Origin of the sequence: Bartonella sp. AP20NXHL (assembly GCF_042196165.1) — a bacterium.
Lineage (GTDB): Bacteria > Pseudomonadota > Alphaproteobacteria > Rhizobiales > Rhizobiaceae > Bartonella.
Map to the genome: position 1 here is coordinate 1 of NZ_JBHIPV010000002.1, position 17731 is coordinate 17731.

Consider the following 17731-nt stretch of genomic DNA (forward strand, 5'->3'; position numbering starts at 1 on the left):
ACGATAAAGCCATTGAGCACCACCATCTTTACGCTTATGGAGAAGCAAGCCGGCACCATCATTATATTTGCCAGCTCGTGGGTGTTGCGACAGCCCTTGCATTAAGACGGTTCATAAGAACCATTTTTACTCCTTTCTTGTACAGTTTTTACCCACACACTCATCCCACTTGTTATGTGCAAGTAAGTGGTTTTAGTTGATTCAACATAAACAGATTTGAAATGAGAGAATCCTACGTTATTCGAGACTCTAATTCAATATACAAAACAGTAAATTATCATTATAAATCAATATATTGTTGTAGCCAAAACCTAATCCATGAGAGATTGTTGAAAATGTTGGAACTATCCTTGGTACTTTTGCTGGGCTTAGCGACATCAGATCGAAAGAAAATATTGTACGAGTAGGGCAGCGAAATGGACACAAACTCTATGAGTATAATTACAAGGGTTATCCAGAGCGCTATCGCTGGGTGATGGCACAGGATGTTTTGAAGTCAAAGCCAGAAGCTGTTTTCTTGCATAAGGCGACAGGTTTTTTGCATGTGGATTATAGCAAGCTTGGCTTTGAGATGGAAAGGGTGCAGTGATGGAACAAGAAAACACAAATTCTCTTTTAAAGTTGTTTGATCCAAAATTTTTGCGTCCCTTGATGTATCAGGTCATGCCTCAATTGCCAAAGCATTTGTTCGAACAGCTTTCTACGCCTCCAAGCACGCCGTTGGAAGGGCGATACAAGCCAAGTTTTTTAGAACGTGCTGCTTTTAGCACAAACCCTTTTGATGCGAGCAATGGGGATAATACTCCACAAAAATTGAGTCCTACAGAGCTTATTCGTGGTTCTCAAGCAGGGACAGAACAAGCTGGGAAAAAACGCCAGCAGAATTGATTATGTCTACAGATGATTTAAAGCGCCAAATGCCTCTATTACCGGATGTTTCAAAGGATACTGTTAAGATACAAGAGGCGCCAGAGCAACAAAAGCATGACTTCTCAGAGCAGGGAGGTGTTGCATCAATGATTCCTCAATCTCCACTTGTTGCGAACATTGATTAGTCTAGTGGGGATGAAGCTGGGCGACAGCAAAAAGATGTGATGGATTATATTGCTCAACTTAATGAGAAATCTATAGCGGAAAACTCTTTGAAAAACGATTCTGGAAATGATGAGGAAAAGCTTTTTGAGGCACCTATAGGAGAAGAAAAACATTTGAATGCACACTTACCAGAAGAGGAACATTTAAAAGCAAGTGGTGATCTTGAACAAAAAACAGATTATATCAAGTCACTTGATAACTTTGTTCAGACAGGAGCAAATCCAAGTAGCTTATGGGAGCGTTTTAGAAAATCAGAATTTTCCGAGCATTTAATGGATTTTTTTGCAGGGCTTGCGTTAGGAAAGACACCACAAGAAAGTTTTTCAAATGCATCTATCCTTATGCGGCAGGGCAACAAGGAACACGCACAACATAAACAAACTTTGCAATTTTTACGCTCTAAAGGGTATAGCGATGAAGATGCGCAAGCACTCACACAATATCCAGATCTTGCCATGAAAATCATAGGCAACACGTTAAGCCCTCAAGAAGGCTATAGAACATTGCTTAAAAGGCTTAATCGGGGTGATTATGAAGCTGTACCAACCGAATTGCAGAAAATGGACCAAAGCCAAGAGGCAAACGTTTACAAGGTCTTGTACTCCGGCGTGTATCAGAGGCAGGGCTATGGACGAAAGGGGCTTGTGCTTCTGCTAATTATCAAACAGTAGAAACGGGGGGGTAAAGCAGAAGCATTGGCACCGATTATTGGTTCTTTCTCAGGTCTGGGTGGATTTTTAGTGGGCAATGGACCCATTCAATGGGCTTTAGCCGCCATTATGGTTTGAGCCGCATGTACTGGCATTTTCTTTGTTGCTAAACGCTTTCAGGAGCACCGCCTATGGATCTTATGGATGAAAAGAAACTTGATGGTAACAGGTGCGGCTTTAGCCGCTTTTTTTATTGCCTTGGCAAGAGCTTTTACTCTTGGGAAAAAAGCAGAGCAACAAAAGCAAACAGAAAAAGCTTTAAAAGCAGCCACAACACGGCTGGAGGTGGAAAGTGAAGTTAATCAAAAAAGTGATGCTGATGTGCGTGCTGCTCTCTCTGATTGGTTGCGCGACAAATAAATATGTTTCTTCTTGTGTTGGTTGGTTACCTATTTATTTAAGCCAGCAAGATCTGAACGCCATCAGTTCAAACTTAGCAAGAGAGATCTTAAAGCACAATAATCTAGGTGAACGCTTGTGTGGTTGGAAACATGATTAGAAAAAAAAACACAAGACGATATAGAAATTACAGAAGTAGAAAAGAAATGCTTCAAGAAATGATCATCACCTATCAAAGCGTGAAAATGATGTCTCGCTTGATGAAGTGGATAGCATTTTTTCTTTTTTTTGCTTATCCTTGATTTTGCACGCCTCATGGATGCGCTAGATAATGTCATTGCACATTTAAAACAATGGTTCTCAAAGAATTAGGAAAACTGTCATACAAGCAAAACTACGAAAAATTCTTTTTACTATGAATTGGAGATCCAATCATAAGCGTAGTTCAGAATGCAAACCAAGTCGTAAGAGCTCTAGTGTTTTGGTATCTGGCTTTCGATAGATCACAACTAAATCTGGCTTGATATGACAATCACGACAATTGCGCCATTGACATGTTAGTGCATGATCTCTCCAATGCGCCGTTAGCGGTTCATTCTCCGCTAACGCTTTGACTACAAGCAGTAAATTCTCCTCTAGTGCATTAGCATACCTACCTTTGCTTTCATGTTTAAGATCACACCGGAATGAACGCGTATAGACAATTTCCCGCATAGCAAGCTTAGGTTTGCTTTTCAGATTTACGCATTTCGGTTCTATCTTCCCGTATCATGGTCCTTAAGCCGTCTAATGATGTATGTTCGATGCGTCCCATTTCAGCATCCTCGATAGCTCGTAATGTTTCCGGATTTGGTTGGAATAGATCAAGCGGTAATGCTCGATCTCTAGCAATGCGGGTCATAAACATGCGTACTGCATCCGATACAGTTAAACCCGTAGACTTAATAACTGCACTTGCAATTTCTTGAACTTCATCAGGTATGCGGGCTTGAATTTTTCCCATTGCTAAACCTCCTATTCAATTGTAGTACAATGTCCTACACGTTAAGTTTATGTCAAGAGTTTCAACAATAGCTTTTCACAAGAGAACTTAGCAAAATTCAAAAAATGATTAGAGAAAGTTGGCAGAATAAGATATGTTTTGTAGAAGAATATTGGAAAATCCTATTCCCTAACCTTTATTTATGAACCTCGCACTTTTAAAAAAAACTATATAAAATCAATGTGATATATGAATAAAAAAGAGCATAATATCACTAAAAGAGTGTTATAGAAATGATGTATCATGACGATTCTACCACTCGATAGTGCTTCGATAAGAGAAGCAATAGCGCTTCTTGAAAAAGGGAAGTTAGTAGCGTTACCAACGGAAACTGTTTATGGATTAGCGGGCGATGCAACCAATGGGAGGGCAATTTCTTCTATTTATTCTACAAAGGGTCGTCCGCAAATTAATCCTCTTATTGCGCATGTCAGCGGCATCGAAATGGCACAACGTTATGTTGAAATTGACTTTCTTTCACGCCAATTAATGGAGGAATTTTGGCCAGGGCCTTTGACATTGGTTTTGCCTTTAAAGGAACAGCATAATATCCATCCTTTAACAACCTCTGGTTTGAATACCTTGGCTGTTCGTTTTCCAGACAGTCGTTTTGCGGAAGTGGTACAACATTTTGGCCGTCCACTTGCTGCTCCTAGTGCGAATCAATCGGGGCGTCTTAGCCCTACTTCAGCTGAGGCTGTTTTTGCATCTTTGGGGGAATCTGTTCCTTTAATATTGGACGGAGGACCTGCTAAAATAGGGCTAGAATCAACGATTATTAAAATTTGTGGTGAAAATATTTATCTTTTGCGTCCAGGGGGGCTTACGGCTGATAAAATTGAAGAAGTTGTGGGGAAGTCTTTAAAACGGATAGATCAAAGGGCGGCGATTGAAGCTCCTGGGATGTTAAAATCGCATTATGCCCCCAATGCCACGGTTCGTTTGAATGTAGAAAAGGTGGAAAATGGTGAAGCGCTTTTAGCATTTGGTTCAAAGCGTGTTATGGGGGCTGAAAATGCCGTTTCTATTTTAAACCTTAGCGAAGATGGAAAGTTGGAAGAGGCAGCCTCTCATTTATTTCAATATATGAAGGAATTAGATTCATTTAAAGTGAGATGTATCGCAGTAGAACCTATTCCATCATACGGATTAGGGGAGGCTATCAATGATCGTCTTATACGGGCTGCAGCTCCAAAGGAGAAATGAACATGGAGCAGGAATTAATTGAGGGGTTTAGGGAAATTGTTGGTGCTAAGCATGCTATAACAGATCAAGCGTTGATTGCGCCGTATTTGCTTGAAGAGCGTGGGATTTTTCATGGAAAAACACCTTTACTTTTACGTCCATCTTCTTGCGCAGAGATCTCATCGATTATGCAGTTAGCGAGCAAAACGCGCACACCGATTGTGCCACAGGGTGGAAATACAGGGCTTGTGGGGGGACAACAACCAGATGAAAGAGGAAGGAGCGTTCTTTTATCCATGGAGCGATTAAATAAGATTAGAGCTATAAATCTTGAGGGAAATTTTGTTGTTGTAGAGGCTGGTGTTATTTTACAGGATTTACAGAAAAAAGTGGATGAATCAGGTCGTTTTTTCCCTCTTTCTTTGGCATCTGAAGGTTCTTGCCAAGTAGGAGGCAATCTTTCGTCGAATGCTGGAGGGACAGCTGTTTTAGCTTATGGCAATATGCGTGATCTTTGTCTTGGTTTAGAAGTTGTTTTACCGGATGGGCGTATTTTAGATGATTTGCGTTTTGTTAAAAAAGACAATAGCGGTTACGATTTAAAAGATCTTTTTATTGGTGCAGAAGGCACATTGGGAGTTATAACCGCAGCCGTTTTGAAGATGTTTCCAAAAATAAAAGGAAAAGCTGTTGCTTTGGTGGGATTATATAGTCCGGCGAAGGCTTTAGAGTTTTTATCTCTGGCTCAAGAATATGGAGGAGGGATGTTGACAGGTTTTGAGCTCATGGGAAATCTCAGTTTGCAAATGGCTTTAGATTATAAGATGTGTGAGAAGCCTCCTCTTCAGCGGAAACATGAATGGTATGTATTAATGAACATTTCATCGTTGCAAGGCAATGATGAGGCATTATCGGTATTGAGTACTATTTTAGAAGAAGCTTTAAAGAATGCGGTGATAGAAGATGCAGTTGTTGCGCAATCTTTAAAACAGCAAGATTTTTTTTGGCAATTACGAGAAAGTATATCATCAGCACAAAAGTTAGCAGGAGGGTCCATTAAGCATGATATTGCAATCCCACTTGCTTCTATTCCTGATTTTATTGCTGAGGCAGCGCTTATTGTAGAAGATATTGCTCCAGGAGCACGGGTGATTTGTTTTGGACACATGGGTGATGGAAATTTACATTATAATATTACACAACCTGTAGGAGCTGATACGACAGTGTTCTTGCAGTTATGGTCAACAATGAATCATCGCATTCATAGTTTAGTGGTGGACTATAGAGGTGCATTTTCTGCTGAGCATGGAATTGGTCAGCTTAAGCGCGAAGAACTTCGTTCTTTTAAATCGCCTGTCGCATTGGATATTATGCAAGGGATTAAAAAAACGCTCGATCCTTTAGGGATAATGAATCCTGGAAAAGTATTATAATTCAAGAATGGTGATCATGTATTTTTGTTTAGATTTTAATAACCAAAAAAGAAACCAGTTGTTTTTTATTCAAACTTTTAATAATCCAATGAGAAAAAGCTGCTAAAGGGTGTATGTTATTTAAGATAAATTGGGATAATGTATATGGCTAATCAATGCTTTAATCAGGCAAAAGCGGTGCTTGAATTTCGGTTAGATCCGTGCCATTTGCCACAAACGACGACATATTTTTCATCCAAAACGGGTAATCAGGTTATTTGTTCGTTAAATGAGCGTGGTGTTTCTTTTAAAACGGATATGCCTTCAAGTTTATCGCATTTAATACCCCCTTATCATTTCCAAGGAATTGCAGCACGTACCGTAAAAACGCGTTCAGGAGAAAGAGCTGTTGCATTAGAATTACTTCATGCCGATGAGGAAGCTTGTATACCGCTTTTGGTTTCCAGAGATTTGAATAATGTTCTTCTGGATTGGCGATTATGGGCGGATACTTATGGCCTTCCCATGCTTATGATCAATGAAGATAATCGCATTCTGGTTGTAAAAGATCGTTCTGATTTACATCGATTTTTTGGTACAACAGCACATTCTAAACAAAAGCGTTTTTTACTTCGTTATAGCAATCCGTTAGGCTTGCGTTTGGTGATTGCGAATCGAATTGCACTCCAGTAATATTAACATGCATTTATTTTTGTACTACCGTCAGCATTTATCTTGTTGTGCTGTAAAACATCGTTGTTTGGAGCGGTAATATAAGGCATGTAAACTTCACACATGAAGTGTTTTAGGAGATATGGCAAATATTCTTAAGTTTGCTTGTAGGTATTTGTGTAAGTGCAGCATAGGAGTGGGAAGCAAGAGGAACCCGCTCAATGAGAATCCAGACCTTTACAGACGGGATTTGGTGTGACTTTTGGTTCTTGAAAACAAAAAGAGGAAGTCAATGATTGTAAATGAGAGTTTTTTGACACCATACATTGGCAGCAGGAATCGATTATGTAAAACGCTTTTTTCGGAGAGGTAAAAACGGTTTTCATAACAATAGAAACTGTTTTTTTTTGGCGGTATAATTTTGGGTTTTTGCCACATCATAAAAACACCAGCAGATTGCTGGAAGTGTTTTTGAATTTTTTTATAAATAATTTCTCCATGTTGAATGAGAGCTTTGAATATTGCAGAATATTCTTATTTCATCTCTCTCTCTTATAATCAAAATCATTTAGATAGAAAGGGTTATCGTAATATTGAGAGTTGGAAAATACAAAGATGGTATCGGTTTTTATTTTTATTCCAGAAAGATGGAAGAGTGGATTTATACTATTTGCAGGTAGTGTCGTAAAATGGGAGTGATGAGCATGAGAGGTATTGTTTAAGAATTTGTATGTGAATAATATAACTATCTTTTTTGGGCATTTTATTTTTTGTAAAAGCGGAATTTCATTAAAAACGCGATAGATAAAAGAAATGATAGTATATATGTTTTTCTTCAGGACTTTATAAGAAAGAAAGTGTTTATAAAAATGATGAGAAAATACGTTTAAAGTAACAGTAAAATGATCATTTTATATTACATTTTCAGATTCAAAAAATTTTCCTATTTTATCATGAGTAAATATTCTATTTATAATATTTGATTGTTCAAAGGAAAGCACACTCATTTTTTCAAAATTATGGTCAACGTAAAACAGTGAGAAAATTTGTGTGTCATGCTCTTATATAAAATAATAAAATCGTGAAAAAGAATATTCAAAGGATTTTATTTTCTCGCGCAACGGCTCTCCATCCGATATCACGACGAACAAAACCTTCTGGCCAATCAATACAATCAACAGCTTCATAGGCACGTTTTTGTGCATGCGTAATCGTTTTTCCTGTTGCAGTTATATTGAGAACACGTCCACCATTTGCAATGAGTTCTCCATCACGCAACACTGTACCAGCTTGAAAAACTTTCACATCGGGAAGAGAGTTTACTTGATCAACGTTACGGATAACAGTACCTTTTTTGGGAGAGTCTGGATAACCATTAGCAGCCATAACAACGGTGAGAGCAGCTTTTTCAGACCACCGAAGAGGCTTATTTTCAAGTTTTCCTTGAGCAGCAGCAAGAAAAATTGGCAAAATGTCATCTTTGAGGCGCATCATTAAAACTTGACATTCAGGATCACCGAATCGTACGTTAAATTCAATTAATTCGGGTCCTTTTTGCGTTATCATTAATCCGACGAAGAGAATACCTTTAAAGGGAGCGCCCATTTCTTTCATGCTTTTTAAAGCTGGTTCAACAATTTCTTTGAGAGTACGATTCACTATTTCTTTGGTCATGATGGGCGCTGGTGAATAAGCACCCATACCACCGGTGTTTGCTCCAATATCCCCATCACCTACACGTTTATGATCTTGAGCAGATCCAAAAGGAAGAGCAACTTTACCATCACAAAGGCAGAAGAAGCTTGCTTCTTCACCTTCAAGAAAAGATTCTACAACAATTTTGTTTCCTGCATCTCCAAATGTACTTTTGAAGCAGGCATCAACTGCGTTAAATGCTTCTTCCATAGTTGTTGCAACCACAACACCTTTGCCAGCTGCTAAGCCATCAGCTTTAATAACAATGGGAACATCTTGTTGCTGAATGTAAGCTTTAGCTTTAGAGGCATCATTAAAGCATTGGTAACTTCCTGTAGGAATGTTATTCTTACGACATAAATCTTTTGTAAAAGCTTTTGAACCTTCTAGTTGAGCAGCTTTTTGAGTAGGACCAAATACACAGATGTTAGCGCTATTAAGAGAGTCTGTTATACCCGCAACCAATGGTGCTTCTGGTCCTACAATTACAAGATCAATAGAATGTGCTTTACAAAAATTAATAACAAGGGAATGGTCATCAATGTTTAAATTAATATTTTCACCAAATTCTGTTGTTGCAGGATTTCCAGGAGCACAGTATAACTTTGTTAGCAGTGGTGATGCTGCTATTTTCCATGCTAAAGCGTGTTCTCGTCCACCTGAGCCAATAAGAAGAATATTCATTGCTTGCTCCTCTCATAAAAGATGATTAATCTCATCCCCTTCTCATAAGAATGAAATGTCTCTATCGCAAGACCAAAGGTAAATCATTTGATGAAAAAAAATAAAAATATCGCGCATGTTCAGTCCTATGATAGCCAAGGACGGGTTATGGATGCATCTTCCAAACAATGGGTCTACAATTTCCTTCCCTGTTCTTTATGGTTTTATGCGCAATTGGCGCGTTGGGATCGGCCTATTGGATGGCAATTGTTGATGTGGCCTTGTTTTTGGTCAACAACAATGGCTTTTTTCTCTTATAAAATGCATTACGATACTCTTTTATCAATGTTTCTTCATTGGGTTTGGTATCTTTTTCTTTTTTTTCTGGGATCTATTGCTATGCGAGGGGCAGGATGTACTTGGAATGATCTTATTGACCATAAAATTGATGCTCAGGTAGAAAGGACACGTTCTCGCCCATTGCCGACAGGTCATGTGAGTCGGTTTCAAGCAAGAGTTTTTATACTTGTGCAATGTTTGGTTGGTTTAGTTGTTTTATCACAATTTAATAGGTTTAGTTTTTTTCTAGGTATTTCGTCATTGATAGCTGTTGCATTTTATCCTTTTATGAAACGCGTAACATATTGGCCGCAGTTTTTTTTAGGCGTTGCGTTTAATTGGGGGGCATTAATGGGGTGGGCTGTTGTCTTTGGAAGTTTAAGCTGGGCACCAATCTTGCTTTATGTAGGATCAATTTTGTGGACCATAGGATATGATACAATCTACGCACATCAAGATAAAGAAGATGACGTTACTGTTGGTGTCCGTTCTACGGCTCTTCTCTTTGGTAAAGCAACCAAGCGTGCTTTAGTATTTTTGTATGGTGGTTTTGTGATGTTCATTAGTCTAGCATTTTATTTAGCTGGAGTCCCTGTTCTTAGTTTTTTGGGGATTTTTGTGGCAAGCATCCATATGTTTATTCAAATTAAAGTCATTGATATAGATGACAGTTCACAATGCCTCAGGCTTTTCAAATCTAATTCGCTTATTGGTTTTGTGATTTTTGCTGGTTTAGTATGTGGGGGTATATGGACGATATTTTATCCTGCGGTCTAAAAATAAGTTAGCTAAAATCATAGTTTCTACTGAATACAGTATGTTTTTTAAAATAAGCTTGTTGCTAATCTATTTTTAAGCGATACAGTAGAAAATATTACTAATCAACTGTTACAGTGGAAATGAAATTCTTCTATTTAAATAAAATAAATCATCTTCTTTTAGAATTTTTCAAATAAAAAATATTTGTTTAACTGTTGGGAAGAAAAAATCTTCATAACGATGAAGTTTGAAGGATTAGGGATAAAGTTTTTGTCTTTTCCAATCATTGTTTTCAATACAATCGCGTGTAAAAAGCAGACGATCATGTAAACGAAATGGGCGATCGCACCAGAACTCTATAGAAAGGGGTTTAACACGAAACCCAGACCAATAAGGTGGTCGTGGAATATTACCTAGAGCATAACGCGCAGTATATTGAGCAATTGCTTTTTCGAGCACAAAACGATTGTCTAAAGGTTGAGATTGTTTAGATGCCCATGCACCAATTCGACTACCACGTGGTCGTGATTGGAAATAGGCATCGGCTTCCTGTTGACTTACTTTTTCAACAATTCCTCTAATTCTTACCTGACGACGGAGCGATTTCCAATGAAAACCTAAGGATGCTTTCATTGATTTTAAAATTTCTTGTCCTTTACAGCTTTCATAATTGGTATAGAAGACAAAGCCTTGGGGACTGTAGTCTTTGAGGAGAACCATACGAACATTAGGGAGTCCTGTTTCGTCAACTGTTGCTAATGCCATAGCATTCGGATCATTTATTTCACTTATCGTTGCCTCTTCAAGCCACTTTGCGAAAAGTTCAAAAGGTTTTTGCATTTGCATAAAATGATCATCTATTGGTATTTTTTTGCTCATAGTTTCTCCAAATATCAGTGAGCATGGGTGAGGCATTTTCTCATTTACTTTATCATCAAGAAGTCACAGTACCATTTTTCCTTATTTTCAAAAAGCCAATGCTATCGTGTATTTCTATGGTAGTTTAATTATTTTTACTTTAGCATAGACTACAAGGAGCTATATTAAATAAATATCTCATTTTATCTGGTATTTTAGTTTATTGATAGACATATAAAGAGAAAAGAAGAAATTATTCTCTAGAATAGATTGATGAAGTTATAAGGGTATTAACAACGTATCAGTTGATATTTTGAAAACGAAGAAATTGAAAAGAGGGCAATATGCGTGATCCCTACACGATTCTGGGTGTGGCACGTACCGCAAAATCGCAAGAGATTAAATCGGCATTTAGAAGATTAGCAAAGAAGTATCATCCAGATCATAATAGAGATGATGCAAAGGCTAAAGAAAAATTTGCTGAAATTAATCAAGCTTATGAAATTATAGGTGATAAAGATAAAAAGGCACAATTTGACCGCGGTGAAATTGATATGGAAGGAAAACCGCTTTATCAAGCCTATGGTACTGGTGAAAATTTTAGCAATAAACAAAATCCCTTTTCAGGAAGAGCAAAGGGATTTGATTTTTCCTCTTCAGGTGGTGCAGGTTTTGATGCGAGTGATATTTTTCGGGATCTGTTTGGAGGAGGAGGTAGCTTTTCGAATTCCACACACTATAACCGTCCCCAACAAGGAGCACATGTTCGTGCTAATCTTGCCATAACACTAGAGCAGATGGTTGGCGCAGAAAAGGTGGAAGCTGTTTTTCCAAATGGAAAAAAGTTAAAAATTAAACTTCCATATTATATTGAAGACGGACAGGTTATTCGTTTAAAAGGTCAGGGAGAAGAGGTAGCTCTTGGGCAAGCAGGAGATGCGTTGATAACCATTCAGATTCAAAAACATCCTCGTTTTCGGGTTGAAGGAAGAGCACTTCATCTTGATTTACCAGTTTCTCTTAAACATGCTGTTTTGGGAGCAAAAGAAGAAGTTGAGACGTTGGAGGGACGTGTGGTTTTAACGATTCCTGCGTGGTCAAGTTCTGATCGCGTTTTACGGTTGAAAGGGAAAGGGCTTCGTTTAAAAAATGGTACAAGAGATGATCTTTATGTGCATGTTCGCATTATGTTGCCGGAAGGTGAAAATGCCGCGCTAGAACAGTTTTTGCAAATGCAACAAGATTAATTTTAAAATTTTTATATATAAAAGCGTAGTTTTTGTTTGATTTTAAACCAATTGCTTGAAGAAAAAGTTGACCTGTGTCATAGGCAGATGAATAATATTAATTTTAAGTAACAATGGGGCAGTGCTGATGGCTAAGGGTAATGGTTTATTGTACGGTAAGCGTGGTTTAATTTTGGGGTTGGCCAATAATCGCTCCATCGCTTGGGGAATCGCTAAAGCGGCAAGTAGCGCAGGGGCAGAGCTTGCTTTTACCTATCAGGGTGAAGCAATGAAAAAGCGTGTTGAGCCTTTGGCTGAAGAATTAAAGGGGTTTGTTTGTGGACATTGTGATGTTTCTGACAGTGTCTCTATTGATACGGTCTTTAAAGAAATAGAGAAGAAATGGGGAAAACTCGATTTTTTAGTTCATGCTATTGGTTTTTCTGATAAAGATGAATTAAGTGGTCGTTATATTGATATCAGCGAATCAAATTTTATGATGACCATGAATATTTCCGTTTATTCCCTAACGGCTCTAACGAAGCGTGCAGAAAAATTGATGCCAGATGGTGGTTCAATCTTGACACTGACCTATTATGGAGCAGAAAAGGTTGTTCCAAATTATAATGTAATGGGGGTTGCTAAAGCGGCTCTTGAAGCGAGCGTGAAATATTTAGCGGTAGATTTAGGTCCTCAAAATATTCGTGTTAATGCTATATCTGCTGGACCCATTAAAACGTTAGCAGCTTCTGGTATTGGTGATTTTCGTTATATTTTAAAATGGAATGAATATAATGCTCCATTACGTCGTACGGTAACAATTGAAGAGGTTGGTGATTCTGCGCTTTATTTTCTTTCAGATTTGTCTCGTTCTGTTACTGGTGAAGTCCATCATGTCGATTCGGGTTATAATATCATAGGTATGAAAGCCGTTGATGCACCAGACATTTCTGTCGTTAAAGAATAAAGTTTGGTTTATAGGATTTTATTGGACAGCAGTAATTTGACCAAATTTAAAGTGGCTAAGAGTATTTGAGCGCAAAGAGCTACCTTGTGTATAGCATACAACATGCGTTGTCGTTGTAATATTTGACAGAGAAACGGATCTTTTTCATGTCGCATAATACATTTGGTCATTTGTTTCGTGTAACAACATGGGGTGAAAGTCATGGTGCTGCTCTTGGTTGTGTCATTGATGGTTGTCCACCTGGAATTATTTTTACTCTTGCAGAAGTTCAAGCTTATCTTGATAAACGCAAACCAGGACAATCAAAATATACAACGCAGCGCCGAGAACCAGATAAAGTAGAGGTCCTTTCAGGAGTTGTTGTTCAAGACGATGGGACGACATTGGTGACAACAGGTACACCAATTTCTCTGTTGATTCGAAACACAGATCAGCGTTCGAAGGATTATAGCTCGATTGCCCATCAGTATCGTCCAGGACATGCGGATTATACTTATGATATTAAATATGGCATTCGTGATTTTCGAGGCGGGGGACGTGCTTCGGCACGGGAGACGGCAGCACGTGTTGCAGCTGGTGCATTTGCTCGTAAAATCGTTCCTGGTTTGATTGTACGAGGAGCAGTGATAGCAATTGGTCCTCATAATATTAATCGTGATCGTTGGGATTGGTCAGAGGTTGATAATAATCCTTTTTTTACAGCTGATGCAGAGATGGTTCACATTTTTAGTGATTATATCAGTAAACTCCGTAAAGAGGGGACATCTGTTGGAGCGGTTGTTGAGATCGTTGCAGAAAATGTTCCGGCAGGTTTAGGAGCCCCTATTTACGCAAAGCTTGATCAAGATATTGCCTCGTTACTTATGTCGATTAATGCGGTAAAAGGTGTGGAAATTGGTGATGGTTTTGCGGCAGCCCGCTTGAGTGGAGAAGAAAATGCCGATGAAATGCGAATGGGAAATGATGGAAAACCGCTTTTTTTATCAAATCATGCGGGAGGTATTTTAGGGGGAATATCGAGTGGACAGCCAATTGTTGCACGTTTTGCTGTAAAGCCTACTTCATCAATTTTAACACCTCGTCGCTCTATTGATGTTGATGGTCATGATATAAACGTTATAACAAAGGGGCGTCATGATCCATGTGTTGGGATCCGTGCCGTTCCTGTTGGTGAAGCGATGGTTGCTTGTGCTATTGCTGACCATTATCTAAGACATCGCGGTCAAGTTGGGTGATTGAGAAGGTGAACAATGGCGTATGATGAAAAAAAAATTGTTTCTGCACTTAAAGCTTTTGAACACGGTGAAATTGTTGTGGTAACAGATGATGATGACCGTGAAAATGAGGGTGATTTAACTGTTGCTGCAGCGCATTGTACAGAAGAAAAGATGGCGTTTATTCTTCGTCACACAACAGGTATTGTGTGCACACCTATGCCAAAAACAGAAGCAAAACGGTTTAATCTTTCTCCTATGGTACCAGATAATAACTCTGCACATGGGACACAATTTACGGTTACTGTTGATTTTAAACACGGCATAACAACAGGGATCTCAGCACATGACCGTACATTAGCTGTACGTAATCTTGCGAATTCAAATGCAAGTGCGGATGATTTTGTTCGTCCAGGGCATGTTTTTCCTTTGATTGCGCATGAAGGGGGGGTGCTCATGCGTTCAGGTCACACAGAGGCGGCTGTTGATTTATGTAAATTAGCTAATTTGCCGCCGGTTGGTGTTATCGGTGAGTTAGTTAATGATGATGGAAGCGTTAAACATGGCGATCAGATTATGAAATTTGCGCAAGAACATCGGTTGCATATTATAACGGTTGCAGATTTAATTGCTTACCGCCAACGTAAGGAAATATTGATCAAAAATGTTGGAGAAATGCCTATTGAAACATTTGTAGGTCCCGCTATTATTCAAAGTTATCAACTCCCTTGGGAAGCCGTTCAGCATATTGCAATTGTTTTTGGTGATGTCCGTGAGGGGGAGGATATTCCTGTGTATTTACATCATGAAAACATTATAAATGACGTTTTTTGTCAAACTTCAGATATTATGGTGATGATGCGGCGTATGATGGAAAAAGAAAAACGTGGCGTATTTATTTATTTGCGTGAAGGATCTGTTATACAATCAACTATTGATATTCAAAACATGGCAAGAGACAGTTCAGAAAACCATGTGCAGGCGATTGAACGCGAAGAAGAATGGCGCAAAATTGGTTTAGGATCACAAATTTTAAAATATTTAGGAATAGGCTCTGTTATTGTTTATGCTTCTAAAGAGCGCCATTATGTAGGTTTGGAAGGTTTTGGAATTCGTATATCCAGAACAGATATTTTTTGAGGTTCATATGAAAAAAGAGATACAAGAGGGAGATATTACGACCTTAAGTTTCGAGCAAGCGCTTAAGCAACTTGAAGTTATTGTCGAAAATTTGGAACGTGGCGATGTGCCTTTGGAACAATCCATTGATATTTATGAACGCGGTGAAGCGCTTAAAAAGCATTGTGAAAAACTCTTAAGAGTTGCTGAAGCTAAAGTTGAAAAAATCCAGTTTTCAGAAGAAGGTTCTCCAGAAGGAGTAGAACCACTTGATGCTAAATAATATTAAATCTTTTTGGATATTTATTGTGGGACTTAAGAGATGCAATAACCTTAGTTTATAAACAGAAAAATTTATTGATTTCTTTTTTATATAATAATTTAAAAATGAGGAAATTATAGTTCATCTCAATAGAAAAGAGCATTTTTCAGTAAAAAAAGATGCAAAACTGTAAATAAGAGTAGAGAAGATGTATTTCGTTGCGTTTTCTTGAGTTAAGATAATAGAAAGGATTTTTTTTGTCTCAGGTCCTAACACCATTGCTTGACCGTGTTTGTTTTCCGCAAGATTTGCGGGCATTGCATGAGTCTGATTTGGTACAGTTGGTTGATGAGTTGCGGACAGCAACAATTGATGCGGTTTCTGTAACAGGTGGTCATCTTGGGGCGGGACTTGGTGTTGTTGAGCTCACTGTTGCATTACATTATATTTTTAATACACCAGAGGATAGGATTATTTGGGATGTTGGTCATCAAACCTATCCACACAAGATTTTAACGGGGCGTAGAGAAAAAATTCGCACATTACGTCAAGAGGGCGGATTATCTGGTTTTACAAAACGTTCAGAAAGTGTGTATGATCCATTTGGAGCGGGGCATTCATCTACTTCTATTTCAGCGGGGCTTGGCATGGCGGTGGCAAGTGCTTTGAAAGCAGAGACAAGACGCAATATCATAACTGTCATTGGTGATGGTGCAATGTCTGCGGGTATGGCATATGAAGCAATGAACAACGCTGGTGTTTTGAATGCGCGCTTGATTGTTGTTCTTAATGATAACGATATGTCTATAGCACCACCTACAGGTGCTATGAGTGCACATCTTGCACGATTAGTGTCTCGTCCTTCTTATCGTCATTTGCGTGAACGCGTAAAGATGTTGAGCGAAAAATTGCCAAAGTTTTTTTTGGATAAGGCCCGTCGTTCAGAGGAATTTGCGCGTGGACTTTTGGTTGGGGGAACTTTATTTGATGAGCTCGGCTTTTATTATGTTGGACCCATAGATGGGCACAATTTGGGGCATTTATTGCCTGTTTTTAAAAATGTTCGTGAATATCCTAATGGTCCTGTTTTGGTGCATGTTGTAACCCATAAGGGAAAGGGATATCCACCTGCAGAGGCCTCGTCTGATAAATATCATGGTGTTAATCGTTTTGATGTCACGACAGGAAAACAGGTTAAAGCATCAAGTAATATTCTACCCTATACCAAGGTATTTTCTAAAGCTTTAATAGAAGAAGCTCACCATGATGATAAGATTGTTGGCATAACAGCAGCGATGCCAACAGGGACAGGTCTTGATTCTTTTGCGAAAAAATTTCCTGAAAAAATGTTTGATGTTGGTATCGCTGAGCAACATGCCGTAACTTTTGCGGCAGGACTTGCTTGTGAAGGGTATAAGCCTTTTGTTGCAATTTATTCTACTTTTTTACAGCGTGCTTATGATCAAATTATTCATGATGTATCAATTCAAAAATTACCGGTACGTTTTGCTATTGACCGAGCAGGTTTTGTGGGGGCAGATGGCGCAACACATGCTGGAAGTTTTGATATTGTTTTTTTGTCCACTCTTCCTGAGTTTGTTGTTATGGCACCTTCTGATGAGCTTGAATTGATGCATATGGTGCGTACAGCTGCAGCTTATGATCAGGGACCAATTTCTTTTCGTTATCCGCGTGGTGAGGGGATTGGTATAGATTTACCGCAACGTGGTGAGTTATTAGAAATTGGAAAAGGGCGCGTTCTGCGTGAAGGGAATAAGATCGCTTTGGTTTGTTTTGGAACGCGGATGTCAGAAGTGTTGCAAGCTGCTGATGCGTTGGAGGTTGAAGGGTTATCTACAACGGTTGCAGATGCACGGTTTGCAAAACCTTTAGATAAAGATTTGATGCGTCGTTTGGCACGTGAGCATGAGGTATTGGTGACAATTGAAGAAGGGGCAATCGGTGGATTTGGAGCGCACATATTACAATTTTTAGCGCAAGAAGGGCTCTTAGAGCATGGTTTGAAAGTTCGTACACTACAACTTCCAGATGAATATTTGAATCACGGCTCACCAGAAAAAGTTCTTTCACGTATCGGGCTTGATGCTATGGGCATTGTCAACACGGTTTTTACAGCTTTGGACCGCGAGATTCGAACAGGATAAAAAATTCGA

16 protein-coding genes and 3 pseudogenes are annotated in these 17731 nt (G+C 38.8%); 15 read left to right on the forward strand and 4 right to left on the reverse strand.

Annotation, left to right across the window (positions count from 1 at the left end; genetic code table 11):
• Nucleotides 1–588: 588 nt before the first annotated feature.
• From ACFILL_RS01225 to ACFILL_RS01245, 5 genes and pseudogenes are all read left to right on the forward strand, one after another.
• Nucleotides 589–1601: pseudogene (locus tag ACFILL_RS01225) on the forward strand (hypothetical protein); the annotation flags it as partial.
• Nucleotides 1596–1883: pseudogene (locus ACFILL_RS01230) on the forward strand (glycoside hydrolase family protein); the annotation flags it as partial. The pseudogenes ACFILL_RS01225 and ACFILL_RS01230, both read left to right, overlap by 6 nt.
• 66 nt (nucleotides 1884–1949) lie before the next feature.
• Nucleotides 1950–2165 (forward strand): hypothetical protein, encoded by a 216-nt coding sequence (locus ACFILL_RS01235; RefSeq protein WP_375643164.1) that lies wholly within the window; start codon nucleotides 1950–1952, stop codon nucleotides 2163–2165.
• On the forward strand, nucleotides 2098–2304 hold the full coding sequence (locus ACFILL_RS01240) for a hypothetical protein (protein WP_375643163.1): 207 nt from the start codon (nucleotides 2098–2100) through the stop codon (nucleotides 2302–2304). The genes ACFILL_RS01235 and ACFILL_RS01240 overlap by 68 nt, the downstream gene beginning before the upstream one ends.
• Nucleotides 2297–2516, forward strand: a pseudogene (locus tag ACFILL_RS01245) (hypothetical protein). Before ACFILL_RS01240 ends, ACFILL_RS01245 begins: the two are co-directional and overlap by 8 nt.
• A 60-nt stretch (nucleotides 2517–2576) precedes the next feature.
• On the opposite strand, the gene ACFILL_RS01250 reads toward ACFILL_RS01245, so the two are convergent.
• Both ACFILL_RS01250 and ACFILL_RS01255 read right to left on the reverse strand, forming a co-directional pair.
• Nucleotides 2577–2858 (reverse strand): type II toxin-antitoxin system YafQ family toxin, encoded by a 282-nt coding sequence (locus tag ACFILL_RS01250; RefSeq protein WP_273791336.1) that lies wholly within the window; start codon nucleotides 2856–2858, stop codon nucleotides 2577–2579.
• Between the two features lie 7 nt (nucleotides 2859–2865).
• Nucleotides 2866–3147, reverse strand: coding sequence for a type II toxin-antitoxin system RelB/DinJ family antitoxin (locus tag ACFILL_RS01255; protein WP_375643162.1), 282 nt, complete (start codon nucleotides 3145–3147; stop codon nucleotides 2866–2868).
• Nucleotides 3148–3429: 282 nt separating this feature from the next.
• Here ACFILL_RS01255 and ACFILL_RS01260 point away from each other — a divergent pair, with 282 nt between their 5' ends.
• From ACFILL_RS01260 to ACFILL_RS01270, 3 genes are all read left to right on the forward strand, one after another.
• Nucleotides 3430–4392 (forward strand): L-threonylcarbamoyladenylate synthase, encoded by a 963-nt coding sequence (locus tag ACFILL_RS01260; protein WP_273791338.1) that lies wholly within the window; start codon nucleotides 3430–3432, stop codon nucleotides 4390–4392.
• A gap of 2 nt (nucleotides 4393–4394) precedes the next feature.
• Nucleotides 4395–5804, forward strand: coding sequence for an FAD-binding oxidoreductase (locus tag ACFILL_RS01265; protein ID WP_375643161.1), 1410 nt, complete (start codon nucleotides 4395–4397; stop codon nucleotides 5802–5804).
• A gap of 144 nt (nucleotides 5805–5948) precedes the next feature.
• Nucleotides 5949–6476, forward strand: a complete 528-nt coding sequence (locus ACFILL_RS01270) for a DUF6101 family protein (protein WP_012754813.1) — start codon at nucleotides 5949–5951, stop codon at nucleotides 6474–6476.
• Nucleotides 6477–7550: 1074 nt separating this feature from the next.
• Here ACFILL_RS01270 and purD read toward each other — a convergent pair.
• Entirely contained in the window at nucleotides 7551–8834 is a 1284-nt protein-coding gene (gene purD, locus ACFILL_RS01275; RefSeq protein WP_375643160.1) for a phosphoribosylamine--glycine ligase, read from the reverse strand.
• A gap of 90 nt (nucleotides 8835–8924) precedes the next feature.
• On the opposite strand from purD, the gene ubiA reads away from it, so the two are divergent.
• Nucleotides 8925–9929: a 4-hydroxybenzoate octaprenyltransferase gene (gene ubiA / locus ACFILL_RS01280; protein ID WP_375631380.1), complete on the forward strand. Its 1005-nt coding sequence runs from the start codon at nucleotides 8925–8927 to the stop codon at nucleotides 9927–9929.
• Between the two features lie 237 nt (nucleotides 9930–10166).
• On the opposite strand, the gene pdxH is transcribed toward ubiA, so the two are convergent.
• Nucleotides 10167–10790 carry a pyridoxamine 5'-phosphate oxidase gene (gene pdxH, locus ACFILL_RS01285; RefSeq protein ID WP_375643158.1) on the reverse strand — a complete coding sequence of 208 codons (624 nt, stop codon included), beginning with the start codon at nucleotides 10788–10790 and terminating at the stop codon, nucleotides 10167–10169.
• Nucleotides 10791–11113: 323 nt separating this feature from the next.
• Between pdxH and ACFILL_RS01290 the strand changes: the two genes are divergently transcribed.
• The 6 genes from ACFILL_RS01290 to dxs all read left to right on the forward strand — a co-directional run bounded on the left by ACFILL_RS01290 (nucleotide 11114) and on the right by dxs (nucleotide 17722).
• Entirely contained in the window at nucleotides 11114–12016 is a 903-nt protein-coding gene (locus tag ACFILL_RS01290; protein WP_273791343.1) for a J domain-containing protein, read from the forward strand.
• Between the two features lie 127 nt (nucleotides 12017–12143).
• Nucleotides 12144–12962, forward strand: a complete 819-nt coding sequence (gene fabI / locus ACFILL_RS01295; protein ID WP_273791344.1) for an enoyl-ACP reductase FabI — start codon at nucleotides 12144–12146, stop codon at nucleotides 12960–12962.
• Between the two features lie 146 nt (nucleotides 12963–13108).
• Nucleotides 13109–14197 carry a chorismate synthase gene (gene aroC, locus ACFILL_RS01300; protein WP_375631381.1) on the forward strand — a complete coding sequence of 363 codons (1089 nt, stop codon included), beginning with the start codon at nucleotides 13109–13111 and terminating at the stop codon, nucleotides 14195–14197.
• A 15-nt stretch (nucleotides 14198–14212) separates the two neighbouring features.
• Nucleotides 14213–15316: a 3,4-dihydroxy-2-butanone-4-phosphate synthase gene (gene ribB, locus ACFILL_RS01305; RefSeq protein ID WP_375631382.1), complete on the forward strand. Its 1104-nt coding sequence runs from the start codon at nucleotides 14213–14215 to the stop codon at nucleotides 15314–15316.
• Between the two features lie 7 nt (nucleotides 15317–15323).
• Nucleotides 15324–15578: an exodeoxyribonuclease VII small subunit gene (locus ACFILL_RS01310; RefSeq protein ID WP_273791347.1), complete on the forward strand. Its 255-nt coding sequence runs from the start codon at nucleotides 15324–15326 to the stop codon at nucleotides 15576–15578.
• Between the two features lie 236 nt (nucleotides 15579–15814).
• Nucleotides 15815–17722 carry a 1-deoxy-D-xylulose-5-phosphate synthase gene (dxs, locus tag ACFILL_RS01315; protein ID WP_273791348.1) on the forward strand — a complete coding sequence of 636 codons (1908 nt, stop codon included), beginning with the start codon at nucleotides 15815–15817 and terminating at the stop codon, nucleotides 17720–17722.
• The last annotated feature ends 9 nt before the right edge of the window (nucleotides 17723–17731 follow it).

Coding starts and splice junctions, on each gene's coding strand:
- ACFILL_RS01265 (WP_375643161.1), top strand. CDS start 4,395: ATGGAGCAGGAATTAATTGAGGGGTTTAGGGAAATTGTTGGTGCTAAG.
- purD (WP_375643160.1), bottom strand. CDS start 8,834: ATGAATATTCTTCTTATTGGCTCAGGTGGACGAGAACACGCTTTAGCA.
- ACFILL_RS01290 (WP_273791343.1), top strand. CDS start 11,114: ATGCGTGATCCCTACACGATTCTGGGTGTGGCACGTACCGCAAAATCG.
- ACFILL_RS01260 (WP_273791338.1), top strand. CDS start 3,430: ATGACGATTCTACCACTCGATAGTGCTTCGATAAGAGAAGCAATAGCG.
- ribB (WP_375631382.1), top strand. CDS start 14,213: ATGGCGTATGATGAAAAAAAAATTGTTTCTGCACTTAAAGCTTTTGAA.
- ubiA (WP_375631380.1), top strand. CDS start 8,925: ATGAAAAAAAATAAAAATATCGCGCATGTTCAGTCCTATGATAGCCAA.
- ACFILL_RS01235 (WP_375643164.1), top strand. CDS start 1,950: ATGAAAAGAAACTTGATGGTAACAGGTGCGGCTTTAGCCGCTTTTTTT.
- ACFILL_RS01255 (WP_375643162.1), bottom strand. CDS start 3,147: ATGGGAAAAATTCAAGCCCGCATACCTGATGAAGTTCAAGAAATTGCA.
- pdxH (WP_375643158.1), bottom strand. CDS start 10,790: ATGAGCAAAAAAATACCAATAGATGATCATTTTATGCAAATGCAAAAA.
- ACFILL_RS01250 (WP_273791336.1), bottom strand. CDS start 2,858: ATGCGGGAAATTGTCTATACGCGTTCATTCCGGTGTGATCTTAAACAT.
- ACFILL_RS01270 (WP_012754813.1), top strand. CDS start 5,949: ATGGCTAATCAATGCTTTAATCAGGCAAAAGCGGTGCTTGAATTTCGG.
- ACFILL_RS01310 (WP_273791347.1), top strand. CDS start 15,324: ATGAAAAAAGAGATACAAGAGGGAGATATTACGACCTTAAGTTTCGAG.
- fabI (WP_273791344.1), top strand. CDS start 12,144: ATGGCTAAGGGTAATGGTTTATTGTACGGTAAGCGTGGTTTAATTTTG.
- aroC (WP_375631381.1), top strand. CDS start 13,109: ATGTCGCATAATACATTTGGTCATTTGTTTCGTGTAACAACATGGGGT.